Source organism: Bacillus safensis (assembly GCF_039619585.1).
GTDB classification, from domain to species: domain Bacteria; phylum Bacillota; class Bacilli; order Bacillales; family Bacillaceae; genus Bacillus; species Bacillus safensis.
Map to the genome: position 1 here is coordinate 2073232 of NZ_CP154909.1, position 13505 is coordinate 2086736.

Here is a 13505-nt window from a genome sequence, read left to right on the forward strand (position 1 = left end):
TCCATAAAAAAATCTCCTATTTAAGGATAGGAGATTTTAAGGCGCGATGCAAATCAGCCGCTTAAATCCAGCCTCTGAATCGAGAAGCTTCAGCCATTTTACGTACACCGACCATATATGCAGCAAGACGCATATCAATTCGGCGGTTTTGCGCCATTTCATAAATATTATTAAATGATTTCACCATCATATCTTCTAAACGAGTTTCAACTTCTTCTTCTGTCCAGTAGAATCCTTGGTTATTCTGAACCCATTCAAAGTAAGAAACAGTTACACCACCCGCACTCGCAAGTACGTCTGGAACAAGCAGTACACCACGATCTGAAAGAATTTTGGTTCCTTCCAGTGTCGTTGGGCCATTTGCTGCTTCTACGACAATTTTGGCTTTAATGTTTGCCGCATTATCTTCTGTGATTTGGTTTTCAATGGCTGCAGGTACTAAGATATCACAATCCAGCTCAAGCAGCTCTTGGTTTGTAATTGTATCGTTAAATAGTTTAGTGACGGTTCCAAAGCTGTCACGTCGGTCAAGCAAGTAGTCAATGTCTAGACCATCTTCATCGTATAATCCGCCGTACGCATCTGAAATTCCTACGATTTTTGCTCCAGCATCATACATGAATTTAGCTAAGTAGCTTCCTGCATTTCCGAATCCCTGTACGACAACACGAGCCCCGTTAATGTCAATTCCTTTTTTCTTCGCCGCTTCTTTGATGCAGATCGTCACACCTTTTGCTGTTGCCGTATCACGTCCGTGTGATCCTCCAAGAACAATTGGTTTTCCTGTAATAAATCCTGGCGAGTTAAATTCATCAATTCTAGAATATTCATCCATCATCCATGCCATAATTTGAGAGTTCGTAAACACGTCTGGTGCTGGAACATCTTTTGTTGGTCCAACGATTTGACTGATGGCGCGAACATAGCCGCGGCTTAGTTTTTCAAGCTCTCTGAATGACATTTCTCTTGGATCACAGATAATACCGCCTTTTCCTCCGCCATAAGGAAGATCCACAATTCCACATTTTAAACTCATCCAAATTGAAAGCGCTTTTACTTCTTTTTCCGTAACGTTCGGGTGGAAACGGATTCCGCCTTTTGTTGGACCGACAGCATCATTGTGCTGTGCGCGGTAACCAGTGAAAATTTTCACCGATCCATCATCCATACGTACTGGAATTTTGACCGTTAATAGACGAATTGGCTCCTTCAGCAATTCATACACTTCCTGCGGATACCCTAATTTGTCTAGCGCTTTATGTATGACGGTTTGAGTTGACTTTAAAACATCTAGCTTATCTTCTGCGTTATGAGCGGCGTTTTGATCGGCTGCCATTAAAATAAACCCCCTAGAAATCTTTCATGATCTACTGCTCCCTTTCAAGCAATAGTATACACCTTCGTACTGGTAAAGCAAAGGTAAAAAGCGTTTTTTATCAAAATAAAATATCAGCGTTTATAAATATAAAAAAGGATATAAAAAAATACTGTTGTTTCATCACAACAGTATTAAATATAATAGAAAAAAGTGATTAAAAATACATTTGAATCGTTTTCACAGCATCTTCTTGCATGATCACTTTTCCATATTCTTTTAGCCGGTGAATGGTGAGTGTCGTAGGTGAACCAAACTCTGCTAAAATCGAAATGACTGTATCAGCAGATAATTCTCCAACATCATCCAGGCTGAGGTAATATTGACCTTCATAATGGTAAACTGTACCCCCTAAAAGTCCAATACGACTTAAACTATGGGACAGTTGAATCACATCTTCAAACGAGGCAAATTGATAGAGCACATGCTTACTCTCGTCGAGCTTGACTTGCATCTCAATGTAATCTTCATCAAACTCATCATCAGCATCTTCCTGCTGACTCTTTGTGACAATGACGACCATCCCCTGCGCCTGAAGAGAAAATACTTCAACAGCAATCGGTCCATTCGCTTCAAAACCGAGCTCCTGATTCGCTTCGTTCATCATGTCTTTAAACAGCTGATGGACTTTGAACGAATCTTTCCAAAGGTCTTCTTTCGTAAGACCTCGGTCTGTCAGGTCATCTAGTGTGAGAAAAATTTTGATTTTATTATAATTCAGACGCTCCAGTCGCATAACGTTCCCTCCTGCCTCTTCTAAACACACATCATACTGTAGTATATGAGATGATGAGTCATAGGTTCTTAATTTTGTATTCAGTTTACACTGTGTCATGACGGAAGACAAGCACGAAGCTACGCTTACGGTGACTTTTATGGAAAATATTGAGGGTGCCGCAAGTTAACGCGTTTTTAGAGGCATTAAATAGATCAGATGGGTTTCTGGTTCTGCTCCGAGACGCAAGGGAATTTTTGTTGTTCCGTAGCCATTACTAATGAGAAAGAACGCACCTTTGACCTGGCCTGTTCTTCCTTTTTCATACGGTCCAAATTTCCCAATTCGAATCTGTCCCCCATGCGTATGACCGCTCAGGACAAGATCGATTCCTTCTTCTTCACTCATCAAATGATGTACATCTGGATTGTGTGATAAGAGAATATTGACATCATCTTTCACAAAATCAGGCCGTATCGCTTCATAATCTGCTTTTTCAAGCCGAATATCATCAATTCCTCCAATTTTGATTCGCTGCCCTTCGAAATTCCATACAGCCGTTTCATTTTGCAAAGTCGTGACATCGTATGCATGAAGAATTTCTTTAAACCTTTGCTGGTGCAGCTCATGATCATTATTTCCCCAGACAAAATAAACCGGCGCAATTCTTGATAAACGTTTCACATTTTCTTCAATCCTTGCATAGGGTACACCTTTTTCTGCTAAATCTCCGCCAATCATAATCACATCTGGCTCTTCCTGTCTGATTTCTGCTAATAAAGTGTCACTGATGAGACGTCTGTGTGTATCAGAAATAAAGAAAATGACAGCAGGCCGGTCTGATTGAAGTGCTTCTATTGTAAAGTAATGCTTTTTGATGTTGTTTTGTTTTGCCGTTTTCACCATTTTTGCCGTTACACACACACCTGTTGTAACAGCCGCAATGGCGGCAGTAAATCCGATGGCATATTTCATCACAAATGGCTCCCTTACATATCTTTCTTTCATAAGACGCTTGAATGAAAAAAGACGTTTCAACTGTTAAACGTCTTTTTTTCTCATTTATTTACTTTCATAATAGAGATTAATGTCGTATTGCTTCTGCATATAGTGAAAAACCGTCTCGCGCTCTTTCCACTGATTTGATTGCGGCCATAAATCTGTGCTTTTTTGTATAATTTCACATCGAAGCCGATGATATTCATCCTCAGCCTTTTCTTCTTTTTTCTTGTAGTAATAAGAGGCGTAAAAAGCAAAGACTTCAGCCATGATCCAAAACAGAAAAACTTCATGACCAAGCAGTGTTGCAATCATGGCTTCCGGCTGAAGCGAGCCGCCTCCCGCATTTGCCGTGATCACAAAATAAAACAAAAGAATGGCCAGCGATAGAAGGGCTGTCCATTGCCATCTTTTGCACTGCTTGGCAAAGCCCTCATATTTATGCTTTCTTTTGATCAATGTTTCCATCATTTTCCGTGTCGGCTGATCCATATATCGGCTGATTGCGTGCAATGTCATCACATACACCCTGTCCCTTTTTTCTACATATGTATGTGCGTGCTTCTTCATTCATGTCAGGTGATTAGTTTTCTAGTGGAATATTCAGCACTTGACCACTATACACGCTGTTACCTTTCAAATGATTATAGGCTCTAATTTTCTCTTCACCCGAACGGTTTTTGTAATACTTCATTGAAATTCGATACAGGTTTTCCTCTGGACCAACGGTGTGCTGCACGACACGAACTGGTTTTTCTTCCTGCTTCTTTTTCTCTTCGGCCTCTTTTCGTTTTTTCTCTTCCTGTTGCTTTTGCAAGGCTAGCTGCTGCTGTTCACGCTTTTTGGCAGCTTCGGCTCTCGCGCGTTCTTTTTCTTTCGCTGCTTGTTCACGCTCTTCTTTCTCTTTAGCAGCTTTTTCTTTTTTCTGCTGTTCAGCTTTTTCTTTCGACCGCTGTTTTTCTTTCTCTTTCTTTTGCTTCTCATCATCAGACGCATCCGCTTTATCAACGCTTGAGTCATTTTTCGTTTCGACAAGTGCTGACGGGACTGGGTCTGTGTCAGCACTTGATGTAGAATCAATATTATATACATCTTGATTATTATTATGGTTGATTTCCTTTGATGTGTAGTAGATCAAAAGAAAGAACACTGTGACGACGATAATAGGAAAGATAATAGCAAGTGTTGTAAACAATGGATTACGCACCTTTTTCGTGCGCTGCTTTTTATATTCATGAAAATCTTCTCGTGTAGGAAAGTGAGAGTCATCTGAAGGCTGTACTTCTTCTTCAAAAATTTTCTCTGCATCATCGTCATGGATGTTTGTCAGCTGCTCCTTCTTTCTCTTCATTCTCGACATTTCTTCCATGTTCATCCCTCCCCCTATATTTCAAACGAATTTGACAAGCAAAGACTAAGTCAATGACAAAATGGGTCATGACAGGAACAAATAAATTCCCAGTCCACTCGTATAAAAGTCCTAAAAAAATACTAATTGAAACCACAAGGATAAACAAGAGTATTTTTGATAAGTAGCGAAAGTGAAGGAGCGCAAACACAATACTGGCAATCTCCAATCCAAATTGCTGCTGGACGATCCCTCGGAATAGAATTTCCTCTGAAAAGGCGATGAGCAGTGTTAACCAAACAATATGCGGGATGCTGCGGTTTTTGAACATTTTTTCATTTAATCCGCCATCATCATACATATGAGCAGGAAACACCTTCATAACAATCGCATCCACAATGATCACAACCGCAGCGCCGCCAATTCCATAAGTCAGTATCCGCGCATCTTGGATCTCCCAAAGGGATGTAAAATCTGTCCAATGATCGAACATAAATATACCTAGTAAAAAAGAAATGATCAGCATCAACAGCTGCGTGAAATACAGCTGTTCTACAACTTGTCGATCGGTTAATTTTTCGATGATTCGGCGATGTTGTTCAATCAATGCTGCGCCTCTTTTGTCAGATGAAACATACGATCCAGCACGGTCTTCCAGTGTTTCATTTCATTCAGCTCCAATGGTTGATCTTTTTTTTCATAATCAGACAGGTCAAGTCCGCAAGAAGAGCAGCAGCTGCCAGAGGATGCGCTCTCCGTTTGATCAAGCTGTTCGTAAAAGTATGATAACAGAGATTGTCTAAAGCAGCTATGATCTGTGATCCGCTCCTTAAATTGCCACACTTTTCTCAGTTTTTCAGTTTGTCTTTCCTGCAATTTCTCTTTCAGTTTCATCAGGAGCACACGAGGCTCGTCAGATTGATACATCCTGTAATAATGGATCAGCATTCTTGCACGTGTCTCCTGAAGCCCTGATTCCATCAATTGTTCACGTAATTTCTTTTCATCATTTGTCTGCATTTGTGTGAGTCTAACTAAGAAGAAATCAATTTCTGGATCATCAAAGCCTTCTGCTTGTATTAAATGCTGTTGAATATCCGCGTCCTCTTCTGTATATAAAAGAATGCTCACACTATTTTTCCCGTCCCGTCCTGCTCTTCCAATTTCCTGCATAAATGCTTCAATTGACTGAGGCGGGCTCATATGAATAACAAATCGTATATCTGCTTTATCAATTCCCATTCCAAAAGCACTTGTACAACAAATAAGATCAAGCTGTCCGCTGATAAATTGCTGCTGAATAAGCATGCGGTCTCCTGCATCCATTCCGCCATGGTAATACTCTACACGCTGATGGGTTTTTTGTTTCATTATGAGCGCCATATCTTCTGTCATTTGCCGGGTCGGGCAATAAATCAGGCCAGGGCCTTGCAGGAATTCCACAAGCTCAATGGCCCGTTTCTCTTTTGCTTCTTTCGTTTCGTGCGCTTCTTTGACTAATGCGATGTTTGGCCGGTTGACAGAATGGATATGAAAGTCTGGATGCTGCAATCTTAACGTTTGCACGGTATCTTTAAGTGTTTGTTTCGTTGCTGTTGCCGTCAGTGCTAAGGCAACAGGATGACCTAATGCTTCTCTCCATTCTCCCAGCTTGGAATATTCCGGACGGAAATCATGCCCCCATTCGGATATACAATGGGCTTCATCGACGACGAACAGACCAATATGCATCGATTTGAGCTGTTCTAGCAGCACCTCTGACATTAATGCCTCAGGCGCGACGAATAAAAATTTATATGATGGCAAATGCCGAATGATATGCCGTCTCTCCTGAAAAGATAATGTGCTGTTCAGTGCCGCCACTCGTTTTTCTCCGCGCATTTTCATTCGTTCGACTTGGTCCTCCATAAGCGATAACAGCGGCGAAATAATGAGAACTAATCCTTCAGTCATATAGCCGGGAATTTGATAGCAGATGGACTTCCCTCCGCCAGTAGGCAGCATGGCAACCGTATCTTTCTGATTCAGTACACTTTGAATAATGTCCTCTTGACCTGCTTTAAATGAGTCGTAACCAAAATATCGCATGAGCGTCTGATGAAGCTTATCCATTTGCTTTCACCATCCTTGTCAGAGCCAATCTTATTTGAAAATAAGTAAATGGATGTTCGAGTTTTTCTTTAATCAGCTTCATTTTATTTGTTTGAAGCTCCCTGGCTACTGCATGAATGGCCTGCTGCTCTTCTTCGCTCACATACGGCTCTATTGAGAAGCTCGGTTCATGTATGGACAGCTCGACAATATGGTCTTCGATCGTTGCCTTTTTTAATGAACGAATGTGAGCAATCTGATCAATATCATAGCCTTTTTGCACAAGCTCGAGCGTTTTATGGGTAGAGGTTGTTAGCACGCGTTTGAATTCAAGGTCACCTACGAGCTGCTGCATGACCTGCGCTTCACCTTTTTGGGCAGCATGAATAAAATAATGGAGGACATTCCAAAAAAGCAGGTACACATACCACACATCTTCTTTTAGCCACTCTGCCATTTGCTGATACGTACGCCCAATTCTTTCATTTGACGTCAATGAGTAAACAAAAATCAGCGCCTCTTGATCACTTATACGGGAAAGGAGCTTGTCTAGTTCATGATGCAGCTCTTCCGAAAGCTTATTCTTCTCGTGATGCTGTTTTAAGAAGGATTTCGTCCAGCTTTGTACAGATACATCTCTTTGTATTGGAACATATTGATGCGATCCAGCCAGATGGTGAGACAGCACTTGTACAAGTAAAGAGAGTCTCATCCATAGCACCTTTGCTTTATCATGATATTTGGCACCGTGAAAATAAGCGGGCATCGGTTTTTCTGAAAAATACTGGTTTAGCATACGCTGTCCTGCATTTGTAACAGTGAATGTCTCCCCTGTTTTTACGATGTAGTGCTTTTCGTCAAGCTTTATAGCAGAGCGATTCAGCTGATCCCTCGTAAACCCCGGGTAACAGCCGAAGTACTTTGAAAGCTGAAACAAACTGGCATCCTGTATGGTTTGTGATGATTTCTTTCCTTTAAAAAGATGGTAGACAGCACTTATGGAGCGTTCGCCGTTCAATTTATGTACGCTGTCCATTAACATGACATCCAAGTAATGAAGAGTCATTCGCCAAAGCACCTGTCTTCCTGACAAAATTCGAATATTTTCTCCCTTTATTTTAACAGATTTCATAGAAGAAGAAATGTTTAAACTCAATTTGTGGGGGAAAGTTATGAACAAACCCTTATGTGATAAGCATTCTCAATCACTTTACAGTTGAAATGTGAAATTAAAATCATTACAATAAGGTTTGAGGAAATTGTTTTTTATCGGTGAAACTAAAAAGGTTAGACCATTTGTTCCATCGAACAATCTGGGAGGTATTTTTTTAACATGGCAAAATATACAATTGTAGACAAAGACACATGTATTGCTTGCGGCGCATGCGGTGCAGCTGCTCCAGACATTTATGATTATGATGATGAAGGCATTGCATTTGTTACGCTTGATGACAACCAAGGGACTGTAGAAGTTCCAGAAGTGCTTGAAGAAGATATGCTTGATGCATTTGAAGGATGTCCAACAGATTCAATCAAAGTTGCGGACGAATCTTTCGATGGTGACCCGCTTAAGCATGAATAGTATAAAAGCCCCTTATGCAGGGGCTTTTTTTATATTAACTATTTTGAAGTCGTCGTTTATTTTCAAACCATGGACGCATTTTCACAAAAATGAGACTAAACACGATGGTAATGATGATGCCTTTAATAAAGTTAAATGGTAAGATCCCTGCTGTAATGGTCGTCTTGAGCGCATGATCGGATAGTTCTGGCGCGTTTAAGAACCATGTGTAAGCTGGCAGGAATAAGAAGTAATTTAAAATACTCATCATCACAGTCATAAGCAATGTACCCGTGATCATAGACCATGCCATCCCTTTTGCTGATTTGATTTTTTTAAACATAAAGGCGACTGGCAAGATAAATAGTGTGCCTGCAATGAAGTTCGCAACTTGCCCAACTGGAACGCCGGACATACTGCCTTGAATGAGATAATGCAGTACATTTTTTAATGCCTCAACAGCAATCCCTGCACCCGGTCCATAAATTAAAATCGCAATAATTGCCGGGATATCACTAAAATCAATTTTCAAATACGCTGGAAGACCCGGGAAAGGAAAATCCAATAAAATTAACACAAACGAAATACTGCTGAGCATACTGGTAACAACTAAACGCTTTACTTTACTTTGATTCAATATTCTCTCTCCTTTTCGATCAAATCTTTCGAAAAGAGGATTGTTCCATTTTAGCCACAAAAAAACCGCCCTTGAAAACAGGAGCGGGGAAATTGGGCTAGACAAATAAACGTGTGAACATCAATGTTTTCAACGTTTATGAACCTCCATCTTCTCCCATCCAGACTATACTGTCGGCTTCGGAATCACACCGAATCCTGCCAAAAAGGCTCGCGGGCTTAGAGACTATGCTCATCACCGCCGGTAGGGAATTACACCCTGCCCCGAAGATTGATCATTATTCAATTCGACATCATTATATATGATATATGAGCATTTGTACAGATAAAAATCTGAGCAAATTCATCAGTTTTAAGAAATCGTAAAAAACACAAAAATTATAATGACAAATGCGCAAAAATTGGTTATCTTTTGTTTAAAGGTGTTCATTCTTTATAAAGACACAAAGAAATGTTCGTGTTTTCTTTTTCACTTTACTGCTTTAATTTGATTGACACAGTGAAAAGGAATATGGTAAATTATCAGATATTTATGACGTTTATTTTAGGAGGAAATCTTACGATGTTTCGAGTATTAGTCTCAGATAAGATGAGCAATGATGGTCTTCTACCACTTTTAGAATCAGATTTTGTTGAAATTGTCCAAAAAAATGTAGCAGAAGCAGAAGATGAATTACACACGTTTGATGCCTTACTTGTCAGAAGTGCCACGAAAGTAACGAAAGAGCTTTATGAAAAAATGACTTCATTAAAAATTGTCGGCCGTGCCGGTGTGGGAGTAGACAATATTGACATTGATGAAGCGACCAAACACGGCGTCATTGTGATCAATGCACCAAACGGTAATACGATCTCGACAGCTGAGCATACGTTCGCTATGATTTCATCACTTATGCGTCATATTCCGCAAGCCAACATTTCTGTCAAATCAAAAGAATGGAACAGAGGTGCATATGTTGGTGCTGAGCTTTACGGAAAATCTCTTGGGATTGTCGGCTTAGGCAGAATCGGAAGTGAAATCGCGCAGCGTGCAAGAGCATTTGGCATGACAGTCAACGTGTTTGACCCATTTCTCACAAAGGAACGTGCAGAAAAAATTGGCGTCAATGCGAAATCACTTGATGAAGTACTCGAAGTATCAGATATTATTACTGTACATACGCCATTAACAAAAGAAACAAGAGGACTTCTCAATAAAGAAACGATTGCAAAAACGAAAAAAGGTGTTCGCCTTGTAAACTGTGCGCGCGGCGGCATTATTGACGAGGCTGACCTTCTTGAGGCACTTGAAAGCGGCCATGTCGCAGGAGCTGCACTCGATGTATTCGAGGTAGAACCGCCAACTGATAATCCGCTTGTGGATCATCCACATGTCATTGCAACTCCGCATCTTGGTGCCTCTACAAAAGAAGCACAATTAAATGTAGCGGCGCAAGTATCTGAAGAAGTCCTTCAATTTGCAAAAGGTCTTCCTGTCATGTCATCTATTAATCTACCAGCGATGACAAAAGACGAGTTCAAAAAGATTCAGCCTTATCATCAATTTGCAGGAAAACTTGGACGTCTTGTCTCTCAATCAATGAGAGAACCTGTAAAAGAAGTAGGCATTTCTTATGAAGGCTCTATTTCAAAACTCGAAACATCCTTTATCACAAAGAGTCTTCTGTCAGGCTTTTTAAAAGAGCGTGTTGATTCGACTGTGAATGAAGTAAATGCTGGAATGGTCGCAAAAGAACGAGGCATTAGCTTTAGTGAAAAAATTTCTTCCAGCGAATCTGGTTACGAAAACAGTATTTCTATTGAAGTCAAAGGTGATCTTTCAACCTTTACTCTAAAAGCGACTTACATCCCGCATCTAGGGGAGCGCGTTGTTTCTATTAATGGTTTTAATATTGATTTTTATCCAGATGGACACCTTGTCTATATCCAGCATACAGATGCACCTGGTGTGATTGGAAAGGTTGGACAGATTTTAGGCGACCATGATGTCAACATCGCCACAATGCAGGTGGGACGTAAAGAAAAAGGCGGCGAAGCCATTATGATGCTTTCTTTCGACAAGCATCTAGAGGACGAAATTGTGAAAAAATTAACTGAAGTGCAGGATATTCTTTCTGTCCGCCTGATTGATCTATAAAAAACAGTGATAAACCTCATGCTTTGCATGAGGTTTTAGATTGTCGACAAAGAGCTAAAATGATTTTCATTTTAGCTCTTTGTCTTCTTTTCAGCGTGATTGAAAACCTTTGCAGCCCTAGGAAGGGCGGCTTATCTTTGCGGAGCGAATTTGACATTCGTGAGCACCGGCACGCAGCCCTGACAACGAATGCGAGGGTTTGTCTACACGCTGACCTCATGCAAAAGCATGAGGTTTATTTAGTTGAAACCATTAAACGGTCTCCTGTTCGAATGAGGTGAGTGGTCAGCTCATTAATCTTTTTCAATTGTTCTACAGTCATTTCATGCGCCTTTGCTATCGACCAAAGGGTATCCCCTTGTTTAATGACATATGTATTTTTTTCATGTCCATTTACATGAAGAGCCGGCTCTTGGAAACGTTCCACAGCAATCATTTTGAGCGGATCTACCGCATCCTTTTTGCTGACTGACCAATTGCCACGATGTACTTCAAAATGCAAATGAGTGCCTCTGGAGGCTCCTGTGTTGCCAATTATGCCAATCGGCTGTCCCGCTTGTACATGGTCACCCTTTTTCACAAAACGCTCGTGTAAATGAGCGTAGACGGTTTCGTATCCATTTGGATGCTGAATAAATACAACTTCTCCATATGTAGCCGATACATACGAACGGGTGACCACACCTTCACTTGCAGCAAAAATGGATTCTCCTTCTGGCGCAGCTATATCTAATCCCTTATGCGAGCCGCCCCTTGTCCCAAACAAGTCAGTGACTTCTCCTTTCACTGGTTCCACCCATTCGTTTGTCTTCTGCGCATGTGCAAATGGCGCTAAGATCAAGAGCAAAAAACAGCTGGCACCTATGAAGCAATACCTTTTCATCAGTGACTCCCCTTTTTTGAGGTTCTTTTCATGACAGCTTAGTATACAGCAAGAAGACCCTTTTCTATACATCAAAAAAGAACGCAATGAAATGCTTGCGTCCTTTAACGATCTTTGATGACAACTGGATTCGGCAGGGCCGGAACCTCTATTGGTTCATTTAATTCATATGGTCCTACTTGATCTGTTCCTTCATATTGAATGGTGACATCTGTAAAACCAAAATCTTTCGCTGTGAGCAGCAGACCTTCAATGAGTAGAGTATGATCAATTGAGTCCGATAATTGTGCTGATGCTCCAAACGTGATGGTTACATGCTTACCTTTTGATGTCACTTCTTTAATGGGTTCTTCTTTAATTAATGGTTCAAGTCCAGAATCACTCGTGCGTTTCATGGCCTCTACAGCTTCTTCATAAGAAGAATAATGTGTTTTGGAGGGCACCAAAAAAGTCCCGCTCTTATTTTCTAACACGTAATAAGCTTTCTTCGTTTGTTTATCAATTGATATCGTGCCAAAGCTGCTAGTCCCTAATTGAAGATGAGAACCTTTAACTGACCTGACCTCCACCTGTTTATACCTGCTCCATTTGAGCGTTTCTTTTACCATATCTTTAAATCGATTGGCTTCCTTTATCGTATCAAGGGACAAATCATTTTTTAACTGAAAAACAAGTGTATTCCCATTTTCACGAAGGTCCACCATCTCAAGATAAGATTGAAGTGGCTTTGTCATTTCAGGCAGCTGCACCTGTTCATATGTGTTCATCATTTCCTGCAAATGGTCATGTTCATTCTCTTTTTCAATACTAATGGGAACCACTTGAGATGTTGATTCATCTATGTATGCAACCGTCATATACTTTTGCTTGTCTTCATGAGAAACAACGTGTGTGGTACCATTTGCCTGTTTGACCGGCTCTAATGTGGCATTTGCCTGTCCTTTGTCAGCACTTGATTCCATTTTCATCTGTTTATGCTGTTCTTGAGCAGCCGGCTGAAATAAATGAGGAGAAATTAAAAACGCCATAAATAAAACCACAACGGTTGCCACCGCTGGACCGATCCATTTGACACTTTTCTTTTTCTTCCCGCTTGCCATCAGCACCTGCTGGTATATCTGCTTAGATGAACGGTTGTCCTCCACCTTTGGAAGCTGACTTAGTAACACCTTGATTCGTTCTTCGCTCCAATCGGACCTGTTCGTTTTCATTCACTAGCTCCTCCTTCAAAAGCTCCATATGTTTTCGGAGCACTTTCAGGCCTCGGTGCTGCGTTGTTTTGACTTTGCTTTCCGAGAACTTTAGCGCCTTTGCCGTCTCCATGATTGAGTAGCCCTGGATAAACCTTAAAATGATGACAGCTCTTTGATCAATCGTGCAGTGATCAAGCGCGGCATAAATTTCTTTAGTATTTTCATCCTGTACAGCCAGTTCGTCTGGGAGCAAGTCTGGGTCTTTTACATCCTGCTTATCCCAATCAAACGTGCCGAGTACCCGTTGTCTAATGGTTTGCTGCTTGCGAAACCAGTCAATCGCCACATGCCTTGCAATTGAAAACAGCCATGTTTTCTCGCTGCTTCTTCCTTCAAAAGTTTTATATGAGTGAAGTACCCGAATGTAAACCTCCTGTACGAGATCCTCTGCCTGATTTTTATCTTTAACCATATAAAATAAAAACTGGTACAAATCTTGATGGTACGAATCATATATTTTTTGAAAGGTTTCATGCATAGGAAACCCCTCCGTTCACTTATTTTTGT

The 13505-nt window shown here is 40.8% G+C and carries 14 protein-coding genes and 1 riboswitch; of the genes, 2 read left to right on the forward strand and 12 right to left on the reverse strand.

The window, feature by feature from the left end; genetic code table 11:
* Positions 1–61: 61 nt before the first annotated feature.
* The 8 genes from AAYR28_RS10510 to AAYR28_RS10545 all read right to left on the reverse strand — a co-directional run bounded on the left by AAYR28_RS10510 (position 62) and on the right by AAYR28_RS10545 (position 7594).
* Positions 62–1336 (reverse strand): Glu/Leu/Phe/Val family dehydrogenase, encoded by a 1275-nt coding sequence (locus tag AAYR28_RS10510; RefSeq protein ID WP_007500982.1) that lies wholly within the window; start codon positions 1334–1336, stop codon positions 62–64.
* Between the two features lie 196 nt (positions 1337–1532).
* Complete coding sequence (locus tag AAYR28_RS10515; RefSeq protein WP_024428080.1) at positions 1533–2111, reverse strand: genetic competence negative regulator; 579 nt, start codon at positions 2109–2111, stop codon at positions 1533–1535.
* Positions 2112–2276: 165 nt separating this feature from the next.
* A complete protein-coding gene (locus AAYR28_RS10520; protein ID WP_120208149.1) occupies positions 2277–3065 on the reverse strand; it encodes a metallophosphoesterase in 789 nt (262 codons plus the stop codon).
* 87 nt (positions 3066–3152) lie between these two features.
* Positions 3153–3608 carry a DUF2663 family protein gene (locus AAYR28_RS10525; protein ID WP_070326536.1) on the reverse strand — a complete coding sequence of 152 codons (456 nt, stop codon included), beginning with the start codon at positions 3606–3608 and terminating at the stop codon, positions 3153–3155.
* Between the two features lie 64 nt (positions 3609–3672).
* Positions 3673–4458 (reverse strand): LysM peptidoglycan-binding domain-containing protein, encoded by a 786-nt coding sequence (locus tag AAYR28_RS10530; RefSeq protein WP_061109299.1) that lies wholly within the window; start codon positions 4456–4458, stop codon positions 3673–3675.
* Complete coding sequence (locus tag AAYR28_RS10535) at positions 4403–5044, reverse strand: CPBP family intramembrane glutamic endopeptidase (RefSeq protein WP_061109300.1); 642 nt, start codon at positions 5042–5044, stop codon at positions 4403–4405. Before AAYR28_RS10535 ends, AAYR28_RS10530 begins: the two co-directional genes overlap by 56 nt.
* Positions 5041–6549, reverse strand: a complete 1509-nt coding sequence (locus tag AAYR28_RS10540) for a RecQ family ATP-dependent DNA helicase (protein ID WP_034280393.1) — start codon at positions 6547–6549, stop codon at positions 5041–5043. The genes AAYR28_RS10535 and AAYR28_RS10540 overlap by 4 nt, the downstream gene beginning before the upstream one ends.
* Positions 6542–7594 (reverse strand): helix-turn-helix domain-containing protein, encoded by a 1053-nt coding sequence (locus AAYR28_RS10545; protein WP_034280391.1) that lies wholly within the window; start codon positions 7592–7594, stop codon positions 6542–6544. Before AAYR28_RS10545 ends, AAYR28_RS10540 begins: the two co-directional genes overlap by 8 nt.
* A 267-nt stretch (positions 7595–7861) precedes the next feature.
* Here AAYR28_RS10545 and AAYR28_RS10550 point away from each other — a divergent pair, with 267 nt between their 5' ends.
* The gene (locus AAYR28_RS10550; protein WP_008361239.1) at positions 7862–8110 is read left to right on the forward strand and encodes a ferredoxin; all 249 of its coding nucleotides are present in this window, start codon (positions 7862–7864) and stop codon (positions 8108–8110) included.
* A 34-nt stretch (positions 8111–8144) separates the two neighbouring features.
* Here AAYR28_RS10550 and AAYR28_RS10555 read toward each other — a convergent pair whose 3' ends face one another.
* Positions 8145–8726, reverse strand: coding sequence for an ECF transporter S component (locus AAYR28_RS10555; RefSeq protein WP_034280389.1), 582 nt, complete (start codon positions 8724–8726; stop codon positions 8145–8147).
* Between the two features lie 144 nt (positions 8727–8870).
* Positions 8871–9001, reverse strand: a riboswitch (FMN riboswitch).
* Positions 9002–9287: 286 nt separating this feature from the next.
* Between AAYR28_RS10555 and serA the strand changes: the two genes are divergently transcribed.
* Entirely contained in the window at positions 9288–10862 is a 1575-nt protein-coding gene (gene serA / locus AAYR28_RS10560; protein WP_024422834.1) for a phosphoglycerate dehydrogenase, read from the forward strand.
* Between the two features lie 235 nt (positions 10863–11097).
* Here serA and AAYR28_RS10565 read toward each other — a convergent pair whose 3' ends face one another.
* From AAYR28_RS10565 to sigX, 3 genes are all read right to left on the reverse strand, one after another.
* A complete protein-coding gene (locus tag AAYR28_RS10565; RefSeq protein WP_075623421.1) occupies positions 11098–11745 on the reverse strand; it encodes a M23 family metallopeptidase in 648 nt (215 codons plus the stop codon).
* 104 nt (positions 11746–11849) lie between these two features.
* The gene (locus tag AAYR28_RS10570) at positions 11850–12956 is read right to left on the reverse strand and encodes a sigma X negative regulator (protein ID WP_176967022.1); all 1107 of its coding nucleotides are present in this window, start codon (positions 12954–12956) and stop codon (positions 11850–11852) included.
* Positions 12868–13476, reverse strand: a complete 609-nt coding sequence (gene sigX, locus AAYR28_RS10575; RefSeq protein ID WP_024422837.1) for an RNA polymerase sigma factor SigX — start codon at positions 13474–13476, stop codon at positions 12868–12870. The genes AAYR28_RS10570 and sigX overlap by 89 nt, the downstream gene beginning before the upstream one ends.
* Positions 13477–13505 lie beyond the last annotated feature (29 nt).